Source organism: Butyricicoccus faecihominis, from assembly GCF_014648015.1.
Classification (GTDB): domain Bacteria; phylum Bacillota; class Clostridia; order Oscillospirales; family Butyricicoccaceae; genus Agathobaculum; species Agathobaculum butyriciproducens.
The window spans coordinates 112,271-133,128 of the sequence record NZ_BMQH01000008.1 but is presented as its reverse complement, the minus strand read 5'-3'; the positions used below and the strand labels follow the sequence as shown (position 1 = coordinate 133,128).

Genomic DNA, 20,858 nt, shown 5'->3' with positions numbered 1-20,858 from the left:
ACCTAATCATCACCCCTATTCTATCACACTTCTCCATTGTTAGAAAGGGGTTTTATTGTTATGCCAAGAAAAAAGCCAACACGCAAGGACAAACGGTTCGAGTACAAGATCACCGTCGGCCGCAATATCCACGGCAAGCCGCTGCGCAAGTCCTTTTACAGCACGGTGAGCCTATCCGATGCGAAGAAGAAAGCCGAGGAGTACCGCGTAGCCTCCGAGGTGTCGGCGCGTACCGGAGAGGCCTTTGTGCCCTCCACCGGCCGCTTTGCTCCCTGGGCGCGGAAATGGCTGCTATCCTATAAGCAACCGTTTGTTGAGGAAGATACATACAAGCTGACCTATGTCAGCCTCGTCGAGGGCCACCTGATCCCCTACTTTGGAAATGCCCTCCTATCCGATATTCGTCCGGTAGACATACAGGCGTATTTCGCCACTAAGACAGCGTGCTCGGAAAGCCGGTTGAAGAAAATGCGGTCAATCCTCAATGCAATCTTTGAATGTGCGATTGAGAACGACCTCTGCTATAAGAACCCTGCCAAGCACTGCACCTACCGCAGCACCGCTCAGAAGCATATCAAGCACGTTCTCAGCGATGAGCAGATGGAAACGGTCAAAGCCTATACCGCAGATCGTATGCCCGAGGTCGTGCTCCTGCTGGAAACCGGCCTGCGCCGTGGTGAACTGGTTGGCCTTATGTGGTCGGATATTGATTTGAACGAAAAGACACTCCGCGTGCAGCGCTCTATGATCGTGCGGAACGGGACGGTCGTTGCCAATCCGCCAAAGTGGAAAAGCTACCGTACCCTGCCGTTGAGCGAGGAGGCTGTCCAGCTGATCCGCTCGCTGCCGAAGGAATCTCTGTATCTGTTTCCGAACGAGGACGGCAAGCCCTATTGCCCGAACACATGGTCGCAGAAGCTCAAACGCCTTATGCGAAAGCTGCACAATGAGCATAACGAAGTGCCGGTTGTGACAGCACACGAACTGCGGCACACCTATGGTACTTATCTCCGGCGGCATGGTGCAGACATCTACACCATCCAAAAATTACTTGGTCATAAGGACATCAACGTCACCGCTGAAATCTACGTTCACAACGAAATCGACACGCTACGCAACGTGCTGACTTCGATCAATCCGACAGGCGAAAATCAAGCCAAAACCGCCGAATCTTCCTGACGACAAATTGACGACACCAAGGTGTAACGGATTGAAAGAAATCGCAGATTTCCCGCCCTCAACGCTCCGAACTATTTTCTGCATTTCATCTCAAATATTACGAAAAGCACAGATAAATCATCACTTTTGCATATCCGAACTACGCACTACGGTTGACAGATTCGAAAACAAATATATAAGCTTCAGGTGCTAGTGTTCGCAAGGACGTGGGGGTTCAAGTCCCCCCATCCGCACCAAGAATTGTGCTGAAATCTTTGGGTTTCAGCTCTTTTTCTATACTTTTTAGAGTATTTAGTTTTGTGATGTAATTTGTGAAAAACTGCTGTCTAATACCGGCGTCTAATACTTTGCACGACCTGTGTTTTCGCACTAAATTCTTTGCGGTAGCATTAGCATTGTATTAGACAAGTTTCAGCGCCTTTCCCATCGCGGCAGCGGTTTCCTTTTTCGCCTCCTCGTCAGTGTGCGTGTAAATGTTCAGCGTAGTCATTGCATCAGCGTGACCGAGAAATTCCTGAATCTGTTTAATGTTCACTCCCTGTGCCAGAAGCAGACTTCCTGTGGTATGACGCAAGTCGTGGAAACGGATTTCCGGCAGGTCATACTTCACCAGCAGCTTCTTGAAATTGCGGGAAACATAACCAGGCAGGATAATGCGTCCATCCGGCCAAACACACACGAAGTCGGAGTCGTGATGCTTGTCCCCGTATTCGCGCTTATTTGCCTCCTGCTGCGCTTTCAAGCACTTGAAGTATCCAATCACATCGTCCATTACGCTGAGCATACGGTGGCTCGTAAACGACTTAGTGTGCTCGTCAATGAGCAGCGTACGCATTTGAGTAACCGTATTGGAAATCATAATCGTGTGGTTCTTGAAATTGATGTCCCTCCAACGCAGGCCCAGTGCTTCACTACGCCGCATACCAAACAGCAGGCCCAGCATAATAACCGGTTCCAGCACTTCACCATGGATAACTTCCAGCAGCTTGTTGGCCTGCTCAACCGTGTACGCCTGTCCCTTAAACCGGTCTGGGCGCTTCCGCCGCGGTATACGAGCACGGTCACAGGGATTGACTGAAATCGTTCCCTTGTCCAGCTCCCTTTCGAGAGTGCCACGAATAATGATATTGTGCTTTTTAATCGTTTCTACGGACAATCCCTCCTTCAATTTTGCCTTGTAATAGTCTTCAATATCATCTATCGTTATTTCCGTAACCAGCTTGTTTTTCTTCTCGAAAAACGGTATAATGTGTGTATTGAGATTCAAAGTGTACAATTCGTAGGTGTTCGTGCGGATTTCATACTTCTTATATTCAACCCAAGCTATCAATGCCTCAACAAATTTGAGTTTTGTGACAAGAAACGAAGTCGATTTCGCATTTTGCGCTTCTAATTCGGTCAAAATACGGTGCAGTGCTGCATTTGCTTTCGTCTGGTTACGACCTTTCTCCGAGATTCCTGTTGGAATCCACTTTTGATGAAGTTTTCCGTTTTCGTCCTTTTGGTAAACTACGACGTAATACTTACCGTGCTTTTTCTGTAAGCTTCCTTTCATCGAGCATCACCTCCCTTGCGGAGTGATAAAGATGCAAATTTGTTCATATAAAGTCATTTCCGTATGGAAAAGGGTTCGTGATTTATAATTCTGAGGTGCTATATTTCGTGCGTTGTTTTCAATTAAAATTCCATACTTGTAGAGTGTATTGAGGGATTTTGCCCTCGGATATATATAGTATGGTCGAAAGCCACCTTAAGAAGTGATTAGATAGAAACAGGAGCGCTGTTGCGCTCCTGTTTTCTTATGCCCTCACGCCTTAGAACGGTCTATATTCGTTCAGATTGCCCTCGAGATACATTCCCTTGAGCGTGTAATGCAGACGAAACAGCGCATCAATAAAGGCATCAGGGTGTGGATGACTGACCTTGTCTGCCATCTCGTCAATATCCTGCATCGGGCTAAGACACGGCGGGAAATTGCCGTCCAAGAGCGCGTGCAGGCAACACTCGGTATCACGATGGAGCGGCAGAGCGAGCTTTTGAAAATCCTGAACAGAAACGTGCTCAAACAGTTCTTTCAGCATGACAATCATGTGGTTCAAATCCTCCATCTTGTTTTCGCCGAGGATAATGTCCGGTGTCATGAAGAACAGCTTACCATCAAAGCAGTTCGCAAGGAACAGAACGCAGTTTGGAGCGCCATTGGGCCAAGGATACTGAAAAAACATGAACCAATCGAAAATGCGCTTTTCCTTTTCGGTCATCTGGCTTTCGAAATCCAGCAGATTGAACTCCAGTTCGTCCAAAGTCGTGCAATAATCCAGGTGGAAACGGTCCCCCAGTTCCCATGCAAGCTGCTGCACCCGAAGTACCAAATCTCCGGTGACGGCGAACCGTTCTGGCTCACCAAGGTTTTTCACTTCCTCGCGGAAGCGCATAACAGTTGTTTCTAATTCGGACTGTGGAACATCCAGCATATTTTCGAACAGGGACTGTACCGTTTCAATAGCAAAATCATTCATAATCGTAACCTCCAAGACCGTTAAAACAGTTTTCCGTCAGCGTAAATTTTCATCAGCAGATGGTGCAATCTGAACAATTCCTGCACCAAATCATTGTGCCGTCCGCGATAAAGGACTGCCATTTCGAGTTCATCAATGTGGGAAAGCGGGTCAAGTTCGCGCGATACACGACCGGTCAAAAGTGCATAAAGGTAACCCTCAATATTGCAGTGCATGGGTACGGCAATCTTCTGGAAGTCGGCAATCGTTAACGTGTGAAACAGGTGCATAAGCATCACGATGCCCTTGTTGACCTCTTCCGGCGTGTGGCGAGTAACAACTACATTCGGTGTGAGGAAGAACAGTTCATCCTTGAAGCAGTCAATCAGAAGCAAACGCGCTTCCGGCGCTCCATCACGCCACGGGTACATCAGAAAGTCGTAAATCTGAAAGGTGCGGCGGTCGCTCTCGTTCATACGTTCAACCATCGTTGCCAGCTGGCAGTCACGGTCTGCCTTGTTGAAATACTCGATGCGCAGGTCGTTGGTGATGCGCTCGATTTCACCGCAGATGTCGTTTTCAAGTACGTCGGTCAGCTCTTTCAGCTCGGACTTGCTGAGTTCCATCGCATGGTTACGGAAGTGCTGAACGGTATCGTTCAAATAAACGGTGTCTCGGTCTGGATTTTACGAAAAGCATCCTGAAAAGTTGTAATGTTGTTCATAGAAAAACCTCCTCAATCAGCAAAAACAGCGAACTGGCGATAGAATTTCTCGTCAGCAGACAACTCAGCGATGATGTACGACAGAACTTCGTCTGCCTCACCACCGATGCCCTTGCTCCACTCGCGATAATCGTTCGAGCGCTGGTTGACAGCATAAGCGAAAACCTTGGTCGGCGCGACACCGGATGCCAGATCGTGCAGCGCGGCGTAGACCAGATGCACGAACCCAGACAGGCGCGGCATGGTTTCCAGCGTTTCGCGGAACAGCGGGTGGTTGGGTGGAACGATAACCACACGCAAACCGTTGCGGCTTACCAACTCGAACTCGGCTTTCGGGTCGATGCAGAGCAGCAGCACTGTGCCAATCGCTCCGTTGCCGAAATCCTTCTGCGTTTCAAGAATGCACGCTGTAAGCGGCTTCAAACGCCTCGGCAGGCGGTACGGGTAGACGATAACAGTCACCTGCTCTCCGGTCGTGGTTTTGCCAATTCCACCAACTAAATGCTGCGAATTCATAAAGAATCCTCCTTTGAAATTGTATTTGAAAACAAAACAGCGTGTAGGTGTGCCTACACGCTGTCTAACAATTTCGACTGGAGGAAAATCCGAGTTCGCTTGCAATATTGCCGAAAAAAAGGTATACTAATTCTGCGGTGCGGAGTTTTCCGTTGTGTAGGTGCTGTAGCCACCTGTGCAGGTACAAGAGAGCGCCAACTCTTTTGTACTGCCGCGTTATTTTATTTTCTGTAAACATTATAGCTATATGTATACATATATTCAAGCGCAATATTTCACAAAATCAAATCGAATAATTTGTACATTTTTATATGTATACACATATGCAAGAATTACAGCAATTATAGTATAATGAAAACACTTTCTCAAAGGAGAATAGCTATGGGGCTTACCGATGCACAAATTCGAGCAGCGAAAAAATATCAAAATAAGTTTGATGATATAAAGTTACGTGTTCCCAAAGGAGAGCGCGAAATGCTGCAAAAACACGCACAATCCAGAGGTGAATCGTTGAACGCTTTCCTTTATCGAGCTGCAAAAGAAACTGTTGCACGCGATAATACAGAAGAAAAAGAGCAATAAAATTAGGCGCAATGTTTTTTGAAATTTTCAAAGCTTATTGATTTTTCCAACGATTGTAGCAGCTACAATCATTGACAACAGAAAATTCCCATGTCATCCAGTTCTGATTTTAGCAATCTTTTATCAATTTTATTTTATATACTTATACGAAATTTATCATCTTCTCTTATATAATTTGACGACATTTTCTACACCTCAAAAATTACGAAAAACCGCATTTTTGCAACCAAACCCCGTATGTGATTTCGACCCTTGATTTTATGATTTCGGGAAAACCGTAATGATTACGGGGTCTGGACTGAAAAAATCGTATATTTTTCGATTTTGCGTCTTTTTCTCGTTTTTTGATGCAATGATTTTGATGTTTCTTATACGGTTTTTGTTCGATTTTTTCTGGTTACGGTTTTTTTCGCCTGTTTTCTGGCTGCAACTTTTTCGTTCTTTTCACTTTTACTGTAAATAATTTCATATTATACGCTAACAGCACCGAAATCTCCGGATTTTCGGTGCTGTTGTGTTTTTGACGACTATCAGTTCTCACATAATCTTTATTGTAGACAGTTATTGATGAAAAGGAGGCTCTGGTTGTTTCAAGTAATTGTTTCCGGCGGTTACGAAAACCGCACGATATGCACCTTGAAACAGCGTCCATGGTTGTGTTTTCGATGAAAAACGCAATCACAATCAAAGTTGGGACGTGTGCAATCGAAACGGAATTGGTGAACACCGGCGGCTCGGATGAGCGCACGGCATGACAAATATTTACTGTCGTTCACCAATCTACTGCTGCAATTATAGGTCGTAAATAACACATCGAACGCGAATGGCTTAAAGGTTATATTGCACGAAAAAGTGCAATATAACCGATTAAGCAGGTGCTCAATCGGTTTTTTCAAATATCACCAGAGCATCACTGGCTTTTCCACGGCAATGATTGTAGCCTCTCACGAATTTTTTCTTCATATAGATGTAGGGTTGTTCGAAAATTGATTTATTTCCCAACTAATTCGCCCACATAGGTTTATCATCTTTCCCACTGATTCAAATATCAGCGAACAAAAAAGATGTCTCTCGGGCGAGAGTTGAACGTCATGGCGGGTTGAAATTCCCGGTGCGGAGGCACAAAAATCATGGGATAACTATACCCATTTGCAAAGCAATTTTTGTATAGGAGGATTTTATGGGCAACAGGAATAACAACGGAAGCCTTTTTCATCAGCTTATCAACGCGCCGGAATTGATGGAGCGACAGGATTTATCTCAGCCGGTATCATTTCAAACGCGAGAGAATTATTGCAACTGGTGTCACAAGGCAGCTGCTGTTTTCAAGAGCTACGGTATCCAGAATTTAAGTGAAATCGGCAAGGACGAAATCCAGCGCTACGAGAACCAACTCGAAGCCGAGGGCAAATCCGCTTCAACAATTCACAATTATCTGGTGCCAATCTGCAAGGCCACAGGTATCGCAATCAAAGACATTCGTAAGCCAATTCGTGCTTCGAGTGAATTTAAGCGCAGCGCTGGCAAAGGCCGTGGTTACGGTGGTAAACCGGCGGAGTTGAACAAATATCTCGGTCTGCGCGAAGGCGATCTGAAACGGCTGCGCGGCGATTCGCTTATATACAAAAACGGGCATTGCTATGTCATTGTCGATAAGGGCAAGGGTGGCAAATATCAAGAACAGCGTGTCTGCGACAAAGATGTTGCAGATGTGCAGAAGTTTTTCGACGGCTCACATCGCAAGCTGTTTATCGCTGGGGATTTTGGCCGCAACTTCGACTATCATGGCCAGCGTCGGGAGTACGCAATGAATATTTGTGCGTACTACACCGAGCAGGCCAAGGACCCAAAATTTCGCAAGGAGCTTTACAAAGAGATTGCGACGCAGTGGCATCAGCTCAACAAGAAGCATCGCGGGCACCTCGAGCCATTGAGTTTCTTCGACCAGCCATATGTCCTGCGTGGCAAGAACAAGGATTTAGCCATCAAGCAGGGGCGGCCGTGGATTCTCGACCGGCTGGCCTTGCGGGCCACGAGCGTTCTCCACCTCGCACATTGGCGAGATAATGTTACGGTGCAAAGCTATTTGGCGCGACGGTAATTGTTTTTCAGACCAGTTTACAGAAAAGGGTACACATAATTCTATACGCAGATTCTGTTACACATTGCTAATATAGAAACTATCCGTTATGCCTAAGCGAAAGGTATCCCTGTATAGTATTCGCGCACTACTTCTAGAAAATTTTCACACTATATAGTAGCGTTGGAAAAGTGAAGAAATCATAGAAACGGCAGCAGAAAGGTATGGAATGCGGCTTTCAACATTTAACTATCGAGCAGAAATTCACCCAAGCGCTAAATCAGCGTAAACAATACGCTTTTCCCAAAGGTGCGCTTGAAGGTCCTGCTTGTATAGATTAGCAGTATTTAGCGCATCGGCAATTTGAAATAAATACACGAACCACATCTATGATAAAGCTCCAACGCTAATCAGTGCAAATTCGAGCATTTTCTGAGTCTCCCCTTATAATTTACACACTTCTATGATATAATATTCAAGTCGAATTCTGAAACTATCTTTTTTAGATTTAAGCAAGTAAGATCCCAATGAAGGTGAATTACAAATTATGGTATTCACAGATGCAGATATATAAAAGAAGAACTTATTTGCTACAACTATCATCAGTTGGATCTTACGCAACTGTCCAAGGGAGAAACCGTGAACGTAGAAAATTCTATCTTGATGAAACTCTTCAAAGCATTGAACTGCATATCAGAGATAGCATGAACCTTATTCTGGAGGAGGAAAACGGTAATGAGCAGTAGTGTCACTATTATAGAGCATGCTAGTCCACATACGATTAAGAAGTTTGAATTAATCGAAAAGTATGTAGAGGCGTGGGCACATAAATTACTTCAAAATCCCTACTGCTCTGGACTTGTCTTTATTGACTGTATGTCTAACAGCGGAGAATATATTGATGATGACGGAAAGCAGGTGTTCGGTACACCAGTCCGTGTTGCCAAGTACCTTCGGAATGTTGCAGGGCAGTATCCGTATAAACAGATCGACCTGTTTTTTAGCGATCTGTATGCCGCTAGAACAGACCATTTAAAAAACTTAATGCCGAATGAAAGCCACAATTTTCATGTTCACATTACGACTGAAGATGGAAATGAACTGGCTGAGCGTTTAGGCCAAGCAATGTCTAGCAAGAAGCACTACCTCCTTGTTTACGATCCGTACGAGGCCACCATTAACTGGAATGCAATCACACCGTTCATCAATAACTGGAGTGAGGTTATCCTTAATCACATGGTTTCAGATTCTATGAGAGCCGTAAAGATGGTTAAAAAAGATAAGGCTCGAAATAAATACGAGCAGACATATTTGACAGATTTGGAAAACCTTATACCTTACGGAAGTGATAAAAAGGCATACGAGAAACGCATAGAGGACATCATTAAAGCCCTACATCATAATAACAGCTACCAGTACTATATTGCTGCTTTTCCATTCTTTAACGAGAAAAATGCAATTGTTTACAATCTGATTCATTGCACGAGCAACATTAAAGGATTCAGATTGTATAAACAGTCTGCGTGGCAGACTTTTGGTGGTAAATCGTCAACGAAGAATACGCATGGCTTAGAAAATCAATTGATGCTGGACTTTGAGAATATAAGCAGCCCCAAGACCCCTACCGATGAATTTTGTTTTTATGTAAAAGACATCGCCGAATACCTCCAAAAGTCTTTCAACGGAAAAACAAATATCCCGCTAAATGATGTATGGGCACTTCTCGACAGTCATCCGGTTTTTCCTTATGATGGATTTAGACCTCAGATAAAGAACGAGTTGAAACAAAACCACGGTGCCAGCGTAAGTCGAAGCACCATAAGTTTTGCTGATAGGAGCTGACCCAGTGAAAAAAGTAAAAGGTTACATCGAAAGAAAAACCATGCTCTACAAAACCAGTGTAGAGTATGGCGACTATACGATGAATCATATTCAAGGCTGCGCCCATGGCTGCAAATATCCCTGTTATGCTTTCATGATGAAGAAGCGTTTCGGGCAAATAAAATCCTATGAGGATTGGTTGGAGCCCTATTTAGTATCAAATACGCTTGAGTTGCTGGACAAGGAAATCCCTCGGTTAAAGAAGAAAATCAAATCTGTCCAGCTGTGTTTTTCAACAGACCCGTTTATGTACCAGTATCCTGAAATACAGAATATGAGTTTGGCATCGATCAAGAAGCTCAACAACTCAGGGATAAAGTGTTCTGTTCTTACAAAGGGGATTTTGCCAATTGAACTCGCAGAGCTCTCAAAGGACAACGAGTATGGTATCACCTTAATTACTACAAATGAAGAGTTTAGAAAATATATGGAGCCCGGCGCTGCATCTTTACAAGAGCGGCTCAACGCATTAAGAGCTCTACATGATGCCGGATGCATTACATGGGTAAGCATTGAGCCTTTTCCTACTCCAAACATTGCCAAGCAAGATTTGTTGTCATTGCTGGAAGCAGTGAGCTTTGTTGACCGGATTATATTCGGCCGGATGAACTACAGCACCGAGGTTACTGCTTATACACAACATAAGCAGTTCTTCAACGACAGAGCTAAAGATGTAATAGCATTCTGTAATAAACATTATATCGATTACCACATCAAGAATGGAACGATAACTGAATAAATATGTACACAAAAGAACCTACCGTGTATTTGTAAGCTGCGAGAAATAACTAAACAAAAAACAATGCAATAAAGCGGTCCCTACACCTGTGGAGGAAAGTGTACATCGATCGCCAGATCGAGCGCGTAGGCAAAGCGGTCCCTACACTCGTGGAGGAAAGCTATAATATGCTGAGGTTTAGAAACCCCGGAACGCAGTATTTAACACAGATTTAAGTAATAAAGCAACTTCTACAATATACCACATGATCAAACAATAGCAGTTCTCTTTTGCGGTAAGTATTTAAAAAGCCATTAAATTGCAAATATAGTCAAAGAGTTTTCTCTTTGTAGCAATATCACAAACAGAATTGAGTAAAATCAATAAAACATTGAATAAACGCAATCTGCGTGGTATAATAAGAAAAACAAGTTGGAGGAGAGGTTATGGGAATAAGTTATAGACCATTGTGGATACAATTAGCGGATAAAGGGTTGCAGAAAACAGATGTTATTAAAAGAGCAAATTTGACCACAAATGTAATGGCAAGTATGGGAAAAAATCAAACTATTTCCTTTAAAAATTTAGAAAAAATATGTACTGCACTTGACTGTTCTCCCAATGATGTTTTCGAATTTGTAAACGAAGAGAGCGAGGGTTAAAATGAAACCCATAATCAAATATAGAGGTGGAAAATCGAAAGAAATCCCCCAAATATTGCCATATATACCTCAATTCACAGGTAGATATATAGAGCCTTTCTTCGGTGGCGGAGCATTGTTTTTTTACCTTGAACCGCATAACGCAATTATAAATGATATAAATTCTAATTTAATTACTTTCTATAAGGATGTAAAATGCAACTATCCTCAAATTAAAGAAGAATTGTCAGAAATAGAAACGATTTATAAAAAGAATAGGTCTGCTTTTGATAAAATTAAGGCATTGAAGCCTAATGATAGAGTAGATGATGCCAACGAGGAATTATATTACAAGATTAGAGATATGTACAACGGATTATCTGATAGATCGTTTTCCTTTGGCACAATATATTATTTCATCAACAAAACCGCCTATTCTGGAATGATACGATATAATTCAAATGGACATTTTAATGTCCCATATGGCAGATATAAAAATTTCAATACTTCGCTTTTAACAGAAGCACATCATAATTTATTAGAAAACACTGAAATATTTAATCGAAGTTATGAAGATATATTTGCAATTGCTGAAGAAAATGATTTTATCTTTTTAGACCCGCCATATGATTGCGTTTTTAGTGATTATGGCAACAAAAATATGAAAGATGGGTTCGGAGAGGAAAGACACAGAAAGTTAGCGGAAGATTTTAGGAATCTTAACTGTAAGGCTTTAATGGTTATCGGTAAAACACAATTAACTGAAGAACTTTATGGTGATTTGGTTGTTGCAGAGTATGAAAAATCTTATGCTGTAAATATAAGAAATCGCTTCAAATCAGAATCACAACACATTTTGGTTGCAAATTATGGGAGAAAATAATGGCAAGTTTGAATAATAGCAGAATGTTGTTCTTCACAACATCTCCGAGAACACCATTCAAAATGATACCTGAAATTGAATTGCTAGGCAACAATTTCAGTGGACAGAAATGGAGCAAGTACACACAAGTAAATTTTATTGAATTATTATCGCAAGAAGGTTTTTTTAACGGAAAAGGTTCAAAAAATAATTTGGATTTTAGTGCAAGAGATAGAATAAATCGTGCTCCAAAAGCGTTAGGATTTGTAAGTCTTAATCCAACAATTGAATTGACTGAGGTTGGAAAACTGTTTGTAACATCAAAACGAAAAGAAGAAATCCTGCTTAGGCAGTTGCTTAAATTTCAGTTTCCGTCTCCGTTTCATACTCAACCAACACAGGGAAATACGGACTTTTGGATTAAGCCATATTTAGAAATTCTTAGATTGATACATCACTTTGGAACATTGAGTTTTGATGAAGTAATGTTATTCGGTTTGCAAATGACTTCATATAAGATGTTCGATGACATAGTGAAAAAAGTTGAGGATTTTCGTATTGAAAAGATAAAATATCAGGGCAGATATAAGCAATTAAAGGCGAATATCCAAGAAGATATAATTCTGCAATTATTTGATGAAGAAATAAATAGTGGACAAATAAAGACACGAGAATCTAACGAAAAGTCAATAAAAAAGTTTGTTTCAACCAAATCCAGTAATATGCGGGATTATACTGATGCCTGTTTCCGCTATTTGCGTTCAACTGGAGTTGTTAATGTATCTCAAAGAGGTCGCTCTCTTTCGATTGTAGCCGAAAAAATGCCAGATGTTGAATTTATTCTGGCCACGGTTGACAGAAATCCTATTTTCATTAATGACGAAGAAAAGTATACGGAAATATTATATAATTCGGCGCTTCCAGCCTTGTATACTGATAATGAAGAAGTACTAATACAGAAATTAGCAGAATATACAAGTATACCGAGTTCGCAAATTCATAAGTTGTCTTTCAACGAAAAAAAAGAGCGTTTATTCGAAGCTGTTGAAGATAAAAAACAAAGTATTTTGAATCAACAAATTGTTAATATCAAGAATTATAAACACTTTGATGATATTATGAATACATTTGATGATATAGAGAAAAAGAATGTTTTGGATATACCATTGATGTTAGAATGGAATACTTGGAGAGCAATGACAATGCTTGATGGTGGTTCTATAAAGGCTAATTTGAAATTTGATGATAATGGTGTGCCTATGTCAACAGCACAAGGAAATATGGCTGATATATTCTGCGATTACGAGGAATATGGATTGACGGTAGAAGTCACTACTGCCAGCGGACAAAAACAATATGAAATGGAATCGGAGCCTGTTTCTCGTCATTTAGCCAAATATAAAAAAGAAACAGGAAAAGATGCATATTGTTTATTCATAGCACCTAAAATCAACGCGGCTTGCATTGCACACTTCTTTATGTTACATAAAATGAATATCGCATTTTATGGTGGCAAATCAGTAATAGTTCCTGTTGATATAAATACATTCAAGAAAATGCTGACAGACTCATACAAAGCTACTTATCAGCCAAATCCAGCGCAAGTGAAATCGCTATTCGATTATTCATTGGAAGTTGCTGAAAAAGCTGATAATGAAGTAGAGTGGTATACAAAGATAACAGAAAAAGCACTAAATTGGCTTAGTGCATAATAATTTGGCAAAAGACGAGTGAAAAATCTCGTCTTTTTGTTACCTAAAACGGAAATGGTTCATATTGTCAAGGTAATTCAGATAGCGTATAATTAAGTTCGCAAAAGCAAACAGAAAATAGACAAGCCATCAGGGCTCCTGTAAAATGATAGTTGTCGAAAAAATCATCATGTAAAGGAGAGACCCTAATGGCTCACAAAAAGAATACCACAAATCTGACAGAATTGCTACTGCAATGTGTGACGCAGCCAGATCCGATGTTGAGTATGCTGGACCAACAATGTGATCGAGCGGCTGAACCGGGAGATCCGCCGCAGTCCCCGCGTGGTGGAGACATTCCCCGATGACAACTCCGCCCTGATGCTGGTCTGCGCCCGACTTCGCCACATGGCAGGCACCCAGTGGGGCAACAAGAAATACATGAACATGGAGTACTTGGAGGCGGCTCTGTACGATGCCTCTATTGCCGGCTGACTTCACTCAGCCGGAGCCTGCAAACAAATTTGCGCATAAATCTTAACGGGACCGTAGCGTAAGTAATGATTGTCATAGTTGTCTAATATGTGTCTAATAGATTGTATTTTCGAGCAAAATTTTCCTTTGTCAAGCAGCTTTTCTACCAGAATATACCGATTTTCTATTAGATTTTTCTCGAATTTTTTAGTATTGTAAATTTTGATTTTATGGCAAATTAGCAGCTATTCAGCACAAAAATCAAGTTTTCGACTCGTATTATTCATTTTACAGCTGGTTATATGCACAAAAATCGTATCTTCAGGTGCTAGTGTTCGCAAGGACGTGGGGGTTCAAGTCCCCCCATCCGCACCAAGTTAAAGAGCTTCAAACTTATGTTTGAAGCTCTTTTTCTGTACTTTTTACGGTGTTTAGTTTTGTGATGTAATTCGTGAAAAACCAGTGTCTACCACTGCTGTCTACCAAAATCGCGGCGCTTCATTTTAGTGCTGATTTTAGTGCAGGTTCAGCACCTTTTTAACGAGTTTTAGGATGACAGGATATTGTTTCAGGACATATGCTACCAATCAGCAGCAAAAGCACAATTTCCGCATCACCCAAAGAGCTGAAACCCAAAGATTTCAGCTCTTTCCCACATTTTCAATTACGCCCTGCCTCCTCAGCCACCTCAGCCAGTGCCGTACTCGATACCGAAGCCGCTTGCTTCGGCACTGTCCACCCGGGATACAGCGCCGAGAACTCCGGTACCGGCTCTACTGTGCCGTCGCTGTGCTGAATGGCTGCCGCACCGTTCACCGTCCACGCCTGACCGCCGTAAATGGCCTTCTCGCGTGCGGCTTCCGTGCCGGTATTCGCCGCACCGGCGCTCATCATTAGCGCAGAGACCGCCATGCAGCCTGCCAGCGCGGCGCTCAGTATTTTTCGAAATCTGTTCATCATTTAACCCTCCCCGTTTGCTCTCTAATCACTATCCATACCTTACCGGTTTTCATTTCAACATACCATCGGACTCACCTCAAAAAAGCAGTTATCTCAGCAGATAACCCATGCAAATTGCATTTGTCATAGTCTATCTGTAAGATAACTGCTTTTCACCGAAATTGCAACCGGCTATTCCTGCTTAGTCGTTATTCGTTCCTGCTTTGCACGTTAAGGAGCAAAATATCGCAGATGAACCGGTCGTTCTGCTCGTAAAACCGAATCAGTCCCTGATTACGTTCCACCGCCTGCCGCATATTCTGAATGCCGAAGCCGTGGCGATACCGGATATTTTTCGTGGTACGCAGTGCCGGATTGTCCGACAGCACCGGATGTGCGATATCATTGGCAATCACAATCGAGCTGTATGCTCCCTGCGGCTGAATATGAATATCCACCACCTTGCGCTGACTGTCTTTTGCGGCACGAATCGCGTTGTCCAACGCATTGCCGAGGATGATGGTAATATCCTCCGGCGAAATACCCGCCAGTGGGGTTGTGATAATAGCACTCAGCCGAACACCTGCCCGTTCCGCGGCTGCGCTTTTGCTGTTGATGATCGCGTCAAGCACCTTGTTGCCCGAAAACATGATCAGCTTGTTGACGGTATTCTGCTGCTGCAGAAGCTGCCCTGTGTACTGCTCGATGCCCGTAAGATCCCGTTCTTCCGCCATGGATAAAATGCAGAGCAGATGATTTTTGAGGTCATGCCGCAGCGCACGAACCGTGTCATACATGTTCTCAATGTCCTTGGCGTTTTCCTGCAGGCATTCGTTCTGCAGCGCGAGCAGCGCCATTTCGGTCTGGATTTTGCTGACCTGCCCCAATCGAACAAACAGGAAATAAATCAGGATATTCAGCGCCAATACGATGCACACCGCATAAAATACAATATTTTGAATATGCGGTTCCTGTATCGCCGCGTACATCATCAGCGTAATCGTAATAATGGACAACGTCGGAATCGCTGCCAGCGGGATAACATCCAGCCATTTGATCTTACCGTTTTCCTTCACCCGCAGGATGATCCGCGTGATGACAAAAAACAGCAGCTTGGTTATCAAAATCGAGATAATACGAACCGAATTAAACCGGCTGAGCAGCAGGGTAACATTATTTCCGGATAGCTTTGCAACAAGCAATGCCGTAAAAGTTGCAATAACAGCCACAAGGCACATTGTAAATGCAGAAACAAATATCTTCTGCAGAATTGACCCGCGCAGCAAAATACAGCAAAACGCAATGTTGATCAGTATCTGTATCAAGCTTGCATAGCCTTCATACAGCTGCCCCCAGGAGAAAAAGGCTACACTGCCGAAGGACAGCACACCAAAGAGTGCCGTCCATATGTATTTCGCCGGACAGGCCATGCGGTAACCGAAATACTGCACCAAGAAGCTCAAAATAAGGGTTACCTCTACGGCGTTAATCGCCATTTCAAACCAGAAATTCATGGGCGCAGACTCCTCATATACGCCATGAAGGCGGTCTGTGTTTCCTCAGCTTTGGCGCGGCTGACCGGCAGGACCGTCCCGTCCGTCAAGGTGACGCTTGTCCGGCTGCAGATTTGAACAAACCGGCAATTCAGCAGATAGCCAACGTGGCAGCGCACGAAAAAGTATTTGCTGAGTGCCGTTTCGATATCGCTCATGCGTGCCTTGAACCGCAGGGATTTCTCATTGTAATGTACAACGATATAATGTCCCTGGCTCTCAAAATACGCAATCTCCGTGATTGGAATGCGGGTGCTGCTGCCGTTCATCGTAACCGTGTAGTGAATCTGACGGCTGTTGAGAAGCTGCAGCATTTTCTCGGTTACCTGCGGCAGCTCCTCCAGATGCGTTTTGCGGAGAAACCAGAACGGCTGAAACGCAAACGACTGATACACCAGATCTTCCATGCCGGACAGGAAAATGATAAGAGGCTTCGACGGCATGGCTGTCAGTTCTTCCGCGACCGAAAAGCCGTCTTTTTCAGGCATATCAATGTCTAAAAACAGCACATCCGTCGGCCTGCGTGTAATCTCGCGCAAGGCTTCCACGCCCGTGTGCGCGAACACGATCTCCGGTGTGATTCCGTATTTTTTGAAAACGGTCAGCAGACGTTTTGCAAAGGCCTGCGTGAATACGGTATCGTCATCGCACAGTATAATACGCATGAGTGCTCCTCCCTGTTGTGTTCTGAACTAACTATACCATAAAGCAGCACGGCATACAATATTTCACAAAGCGGTCTGTCTCCTGCTGCCCCGCTTCTATTATACCGCAGATTGATGGACGTCCGGCTGCAGAGCGGGAACGCAAAGTGACCAATCAGGAACGCGCTATTGATTTTGCTCTCGAAAACGGGTATCGTGCGTAACATAACCCGATAGAAATCAGATGAACGATCTATGACGACACAGGACAAGGAACTGTTTTCCCAATTATACGACCGGAATTACAAACGGCTGCTGTATGCGGCCATCCGCATTGCACACAACCCGTTTACAGCAGAGGAGCTGACAAACGAGGCGTTTACCATCCTGCTGACGCATTTTGACCGGGTGCGCCAGCACCCGAATCTGCCCGGCTGGCTGCACACCGTGCTGACCAATCTCGCGCTTGATGAGTACAAACGGCGGAGCCGGTATGTGCAGGTGCCGCTGGACAGCGTTCAGAATCTTGGCTGCGAACCGGCGTCCCTTTCTATGCTCGACCTGCTGCCGAATGAATTATCCCGCACGGATAAGGAGATTCTATATCTGCGGTATCAGTTGAATCTGAACTGTGTGGACATTGCCGAATATCTGCATATCAGTCACGAGGCCAGCCGTGCGCGCTTGAGCCGCGCCAAACAGCATTACGCCCACCTGCTTGCGAAGGAACGGCTAATGTGAGTTTCCCATCCTGCCAAATAGTTCCGCTGTGTGTATGCTGCGGGCAGCAGAACTGCACTATACAGGAAAAGTCAGCCGTTTTTGGCTGACTTTCCTTTATATAGTATTCTTTCTGCGCTTCTGCTCCTATTTCCGCGAGGATTTGACAAACCGCTCCAGCGTTTCCACCATCTCCGAGCCTTCCAGCGGCTTTGCAATATGCATATCCATGCCCGCAGCAAAGGCACGCTGACGGTCCTCTGCGAAAGCGTTTGCTGTCATGGCGATGATTGGAATGGTTCTCGCATCCGGACGCTTCATCGCGCGAATACGCCGCGTCGCTTCCAGACCGTCCATCACCGGCATCATCACATCCATTAAAATCGCATCAATTTCTCCGGGCCTGGAATCGGCAAAAATGCGTACCGCCTCCTCGCCATTCACTGCCTTGATGATGGAGGCTTCTTCCACATTGAGTACAAACTCAGCAATCTCCATATTCATCCTGTTATCTTCCGCAACCAGCACATGCAGTCCGGCAATAGAGCTGGTCTGCAGCAGGCGTTTCGGCTTATTCCGCTTCTCCGGTGCATGGCAGATGCGGAACGGCAGCGACAGCGTAAACGTCGTGCCTACGCCTTGCCTGCTGACAAAGGACAGCGTGCCGCCCATTTTCTCCGCCAGACTTTTCGCAATCGGCATACCCAGACCGGTACCGCCGTATTCCGATCGAGCCGTATTCCGCTCCTGTGCGAACGGCTCAAATACATGCTTCTGAAACTCCTCGCTCATGCCGATACCGGTATCCGCACAGGTGAATTCAATCTGTGCAGTCTCCGGATCCGCACTCGGCTTTTCGCAGCATCCCAGCCTGATTTCGCCGCCCACGCGGTTGTACTTGACCGCATTGCTGATGATATTCATCAGCAGCCGCCGCAGGTGCAGCGGACTGCCGAGCAGGCAGCGGTGCTCAACCGGATAGCCATCCGTTATTATCGTAATGCCCCGCTCCCGCGCCTGCTTATCCACCACTATGCCAACGCTGTCCAGCAGTTCCTTGAGGTCAAACTCGCGTTCCTCCAGCATGATCTCGCCGGATTCGAGTTTGCCCATGTCCAGCACCTCGTTTACCAGCTCGAGCAGCAGACCGGAGGCATCCCATATTTTCTTCCGGCACTCGGTCTGCTTGTCCGGATCGTCCTTGTAGTAATTCGCAATCTCAATCATACCGCGAATGCCGTTGATCGGCGTGCGGATATCGTGGCTCATGCGCTGCAGGAACTCGGTCTTAGCGCGGTTGGCCTGCTCGGCCTTTTCAGCGGATTCCATCAGCTGCTCACGGAATTCCCGCTCGCGCCGATCCCGCTCGGCCAGATATTCCCGCGCGGAACGTCTGCGGAACATCTGAATCGCGGTCAGCATGACCAGATAAATGATCAGCGCCGCCATCATATTTTTGACCATATCAGTCGCTACCATGCGGTCGGATACATAGGCGTAGATATAGTAATCGCGGCTGCGGTCCAGACCGCCGAAATAGATGCTGCCATCGCACTTGAAATGCCCGACCGCGGCGGACGAAAGATTCGACTTGATCTGCTGCAGAATACGGCTGTCCTCCACCTTGGTATCAACCAGCTTTTCATCGTTGGACGCGATAATGCGGTCGCCGTTTGCCACCACAATCACACCGTCGTCCCTGGTGTTATAGCCCGCAAGCGAGCCCTGTATGGTCAGCGTATAATTGCGTGCATACTCCGCAGTGGTGTGATAGTATGCAACGATCACACCGGGCACATCTGTACGGCCGTACGCCGAGATATCCACATAGGAGCCGTCCGGCAGGTCAATCCGCGAAGCATAGGTCTTCTGCGGATACCTGACCACATCGAGCACTGTATCCCGCTCTATATACTTCTGCAGTGTCTGAAAATTCAGCAGATCACCGTTATACTCGCACTGCACGCTTCCATCTGTGTCCAGCAGAATAATGCCGGTCAGCCGCTGTTCCTGCGCATAGAACCGAAGCCGTTCTTCATCTACAGCCGAGCCTTCATAGCCGATATTGCGGTTTACCTGCTGTGCGTTGTCCATGATACGCATCAGGCTTTTGGTAACAGCTGCAGCATTGTAGCGTGTATAGGTCGTGCACTGCTCCTTCACATAATCTATCGTATTGCCGAGCTGTTCCCGTGTCTGCGCGCTCTCCGCACGCATCGTGTTAAAGCCGACCACGATGACCAGTACGGCGCCGATTGCAGCCGCAATCCGTTCGTACCGGCGTGTGGCTTTGCCCTTTTTAATCTGCAGCACAGTCCACCTCCAAATATTTGTCCGGATCGGACAGATACCTGCCTATGATCGTTCGAGTCGTACCGTCTGCACGCATTTCCTCAAAAACCCGGGAAAGCTGTTCGCTCAGTCCGCGCGTATCGTTTTTTGCAAACGCCACACCGATTCCTGTCGTGAGAATGCTTTCGTCCAGAATACGGTAATCCGCATCATAATCCTTCATGTACTGCCGAATAGCGGTTTCGTGCGCCGCGATCGCATCCACATAGCCCTTGCCGAGAGAGGTGTAGAGCAGTTCGCGATCCTCCAGACTGTATACTTCACGCACAAGCGGAATGCGGCTGTCCGTTCGCTCGAGGAAAATACTCTCCGGCTTGGTGGTGGACTGCACGGCAATGGTCTTGCCCTCCAGATCGCTCAGCCGGTAAATATCGCTGCTGCGGTTGACCGCAACCACCTGGCGGCTGATCATATACGGTTCAGTCCAGTTGTATTCGTTCTCGCGCCCATCAATGGAAAAACATCCCCAGATACAGTCAATATCACCATGTTCAACCAGTTTCTTCTTTTCTTCCCAGTCAATGCCGACGAAGGATACTGCATACCCCAGCCGTCCGAAGGATTCCTTAGCCAAATCCACATCCACGCCTGCCGGATTGCCGTTTTCATCGGTATAATTAAACGGCGGATAGTTGTCGCTGCCCACCTTGATCGTTATCGGTGTTTCCGTCCGGTGCTCCTGCATATCCTCGGCAGCCGTACATCCGCACAGCAGCACACCCGCCAGTGCTGCCGCAAATACACCGAAAATCCGTCTTTTGAGTCTCATGGCTTCCCCTGCTTTACTTTTTATCCTTATTATAC

General features: G+C 45.2%; 18 protein-coding genes and 1 pseudogene. 10 read left to right on the top strand and 9 right to left on the bottom strand.

The window, feature by feature from the left end:
* The first annotated feature begins 60 nt into the window (after nt 1–60).
* Complete coding sequence (locus IEY11_RS09400; RefSeq protein WP_118760596.1) at nt 61–1,179, top strand: tyrosine-type recombinase/integrase; 1,119 nt, start codon at nt 61–63, stop codon at nt 1,177–1,179.
* Nucleotides 1,180–1,579: 400 nt separating this feature from the next.
* On the opposite strand, the gene IEY11_RS09395 is transcribed toward IEY11_RS09400, so the two are convergent.
* The 4 genes from IEY11_RS09395 to IEY11_RS09380 all read right to left on the bottom strand — a co-directional run bounded on the left by IEY11_RS09395 (nt 1,580) and on the right by IEY11_RS09380 (nt 4,917).
* Nucleotides 1,580–2,734, bottom strand: a complete 1,155-nt coding sequence (locus IEY11_RS09395; RefSeq protein WP_188886376.1) for a tyrosine-type recombinase/integrase — start codon at nt 2,732–2,734, stop codon at nt 1,580–1,582.
* Nucleotides 2,735–2,993: 259 nt separating this feature from the next.
* On the bottom strand, nt 2,994–3,698 hold the full coding sequence (locus IEY11_RS09390; RefSeq protein ID WP_119214553.1) for a hypothetical protein: 705 nt from the start codon (nt 3,696–3,698) through the stop codon (nt 2,994–2,996).
* A 20-nt stretch (nt 3,699–3,718) separates the two neighbouring features.
* Nucleotides 3,719–4,339 (bottom strand): hypothetical protein, encoded by a 621-nt coding sequence (locus tag IEY11_RS09385; RefSeq protein WP_188886375.1) that lies wholly within the window; start codon nt 4,337–4,339, stop codon nt 3,719–3,721.
* A 74-nt stretch (nt 4,340–4,413) separates the two neighbouring features.
* The gene (locus IEY11_RS09380) at nt 4,414–4,917 is read right to left on the bottom strand and encodes a hypothetical protein (protein WP_119214550.1); all 504 of its coding nucleotides are present in this window, start codon (nt 4,915–4,917) and stop codon (nt 4,414–4,416) included.
* A gap of 381 nt (nt 4,918–5,298) precedes the next feature.
* On the opposite strand from IEY11_RS09380, the gene IEY11_RS09375 reads away from it, so the two are divergent.
* The 8 genes and pseudogenes from IEY11_RS09375 to IEY11_RS09340 form a co-directional block, all read left to right on the top strand.
* On the top strand, nt 5,299–5,499 hold the full coding sequence (locus tag IEY11_RS09375; RefSeq protein ID WP_119214549.1) for a hypothetical protein: 201 nt from the start codon (nt 5,299–5,301) through the stop codon (nt 5,497–5,499).
* A gap of 1,180 nt (nt 5,500–6,679) precedes the next feature.
* A complete protein-coding gene (locus IEY11_RS09370; RefSeq protein WP_188886374.1) occupies nt 6,680–7,600 on the top strand; it encodes a hypothetical protein in 921 nt (306 codons plus the stop codon).
* Nucleotides 7,601–8,314: 714 nt separating this feature from the next.
* Nucleotides 8,315–9,421 (top strand): three-Cys-motif partner protein TcmP, encoded by a 1,107-nt coding sequence (gene tcmP, locus IEY11_RS09365; protein WP_119214546.1) that lies wholly within the window; start codon nt 8,315–8,317, stop codon nt 9,419–9,421.
* Nucleotides 9,422–9,425: 4 nt separating this feature from the next.
* The gene (locus tag IEY11_RS09360) at nt 9,426–10,199 is read left to right on the top strand and encodes a radical SAM protein (protein ID WP_188886373.1); all 774 of its coding nucleotides are present in this window, start codon (nt 9,426–9,428) and stop codon (nt 10,197–10,199) included.
* Nucleotides 10,200–10,624: 425 nt separating this feature from the next.
* Complete coding sequence (locus IEY11_RS09355; RefSeq protein WP_119214544.1) at nt 10,625–10,840, top strand: helix-turn-helix domain-containing protein; 216 nt, start codon at nt 10,625–10,627, stop codon at nt 10,838–10,840.
* A 1-nt stretch (nt 10,841) separates the two neighbouring features.
* A complete protein-coding gene (locus IEY11_RS09350; protein ID WP_119214543.1) occupies nt 10,842–11,702 on the top strand; it encodes a DNA adenine methylase in 861 nt (286 codons plus the stop codon).
* Nucleotides 11,702–13,393: an AlwI family type II restriction endonuclease gene (locus IEY11_RS09345; protein ID WP_188886372.1), complete on the top strand. Its 1,692-nt coding sequence runs from the start codon at nt 11,702–11,704 to the stop codon at nt 13,391–13,393. Before IEY11_RS09350 ends, IEY11_RS09345 begins: the two co-directional genes overlap by 1 nt.
* A gap of 273 nt (nt 13,394–13,666) precedes the next feature.
* Nucleotides 13,667–13,867, top strand: a pseudogene (locus IEY11_RS09340) (transposase); the annotation flags it as partial.
* A gap of 639 nt (nt 13,868–14,506) precedes the next feature.
* On the opposite strand, the gene IEY11_RS09335 reads toward IEY11_RS09340, so the two are convergent.
* The 3 genes from IEY11_RS09335 to IEY11_RS09325 all read right to left on the bottom strand — a co-directional run bounded on the left by IEY11_RS09335 (nt 14,507) and on the right by IEY11_RS09325 (nt 17,003).
* Nucleotides 14,507–14,806: a hypothetical protein gene (locus IEY11_RS09335; RefSeq protein WP_147359183.1), complete on the bottom strand. Its 300-nt coding sequence runs from the start codon at nt 14,804–14,806 to the stop codon at nt 14,507–14,509.
* A 188-nt stretch (nt 14,807–14,994) separates the two neighbouring features.
* Nucleotides 14,995–16,299, bottom strand: coding sequence for a sensor histidine kinase (locus IEY11_RS09330; RefSeq protein WP_188886371.1), 1,305 nt, complete (start codon nt 16,297–16,299; stop codon nt 14,995–14,997).
* The gene (locus tag IEY11_RS09325; RefSeq protein WP_188886370.1) at nt 16,296–17,003 is read right to left on the bottom strand and encodes a LytR/AlgR family response regulator transcription factor; all 708 of its coding nucleotides are present in this window, start codon (nt 17,001–17,003) and stop codon (nt 16,296–16,298) included. The genes IEY11_RS09330 and IEY11_RS09325 overlap by 4 nt, the downstream gene beginning before the upstream one ends.
* Before the next feature lie 234 nt (nt 17,004–17,237).
* On the opposite strand from IEY11_RS09325, the gene IEY11_RS09320 reads away from it, so the two are divergent.
* Nucleotides 17,238–17,723 (top strand): RNA polymerase sigma factor, encoded by a 486-nt coding sequence (locus IEY11_RS09320; RefSeq protein WP_188886369.1) that lies wholly within the window; start codon nt 17,238–17,240, stop codon nt 17,721–17,723.
* A 126-nt stretch (nt 17,724–17,849) separates the two neighbouring features.
* On the opposite strand, the gene IEY11_RS09315 is transcribed toward IEY11_RS09320, so the two are convergent.
* Entirely contained in the window at nt 17,850–20,015 is a 2,166-nt protein-coding gene (locus IEY11_RS09315; protein WP_188886368.1) for an ATP-binding response regulator, read from the bottom strand.
* Nucleotides 20,002–20,823 (bottom strand): substrate-binding periplasmic protein, encoded by an 822-nt coding sequence (locus IEY11_RS09310; RefSeq protein ID WP_188886367.1) that lies wholly within the window; start codon nt 20,821–20,823, stop codon nt 20,002–20,004. Before IEY11_RS09310 ends, IEY11_RS09315 begins: the two co-directional genes overlap by 14 nt.
* Between the last annotated feature and the right edge of the window lie 35 nt (nt 20,824–20,858).

Bases quoted from the DNA above. Each gene is read 5' to 3' on its own strand.
- IEY11_RS09400 (WP_118760596.1), top strand. From the start codon at position 61: ATGCCAAGAAAAAAGCCAACACGCAAGGACAAACGGTTCGAGTACAAG.
- IEY11_RS09395 (WP_188886376.1), bottom strand. From the start codon at position 2,734: ATGAAAGGAAGCTTACAGAAAAAGCACGGTAAGTATTACGTCGTAGTT.
- IEY11_RS09390 (WP_119214553.1), bottom strand. From the start codon at position 3,698: ATGAATGATTTTGCTATTGAAACGGTACAGTCCCTGTTCGAAAATATG.
- IEY11_RS09380 (WP_119214550.1), bottom strand. From the start codon at position 4,917: ATGAATTCGCAGCATTTAGTTGGTGGAATTGGCAAAACCACGACCGGA.
- IEY11_RS09375 (WP_119214549.1), top strand. From the start codon at position 5,299: ATGGGGCTTACCGATGCACAAATTCGAGCAGCGAAAAAATATCAAAAT.
- IEY11_RS09370 (WP_188886374.1), top strand. From the start codon at position 6,680: ATGGGCAACAGGAATAACAACGGAAGCCTTTTTCATCAGCTTATCAAC.
- tcmP (WP_119214546.1), top strand. From the start codon at position 8,315: ATGAGCAGTAGTGTCACTATTATAGAGCATGCTAGTCCACATACGATT.
- IEY11_RS09355 (WP_119214544.1), top strand. From the start codon at position 10,625: ATGGGAATAAGTTATAGACCATTGTGGATACAATTAGCGGATAAAGGG.
- IEY11_RS09350 (WP_119214543.1), top strand. From the start codon at position 10,842: ATGAAACCCATAATCAAATATAGAGGTGGAAAATCGAAAGAAATCCCC.
- IEY11_RS09345 (WP_188886372.1), top strand. From the start codon at position 11,702: ATGGCAAGTTTGAATAATAGCAGAATGTTGTTCTTCACAACATCTCCG.
- IEY11_RS09335 (WP_147359183.1), bottom strand. From the start codon at position 14,806: ATGATGAACAGATTTCGAAAAATACTGAGCGCCGCGCTGGCAGGCTGC.
- IEY11_RS09330 (WP_188886371.1), bottom strand. From the start codon at position 16,299: ATGAATTTCTGGTTTGAAATGGCGATTAACGCCGTAGAGGTAACCCTT.
- IEY11_RS09325 (WP_188886370.1), bottom strand. From the start codon at position 17,003: ATGCGTATTATACTGTGCGATGACGATACCGTATTCACGCAGGCCTTT.
- IEY11_RS09320 (WP_188886369.1), top strand. From the start codon at position 17,238: ATGACGACACAGGACAAGGAACTGTTTTCCCAATTATACGACCGGAAT.
- IEY11_RS09310 (WP_188886367.1), bottom strand. From the start codon at position 20,823: ATGAGACTCAAAAGACGGATTTTCGGTGTATTTGCGGCAGCACTGGCG.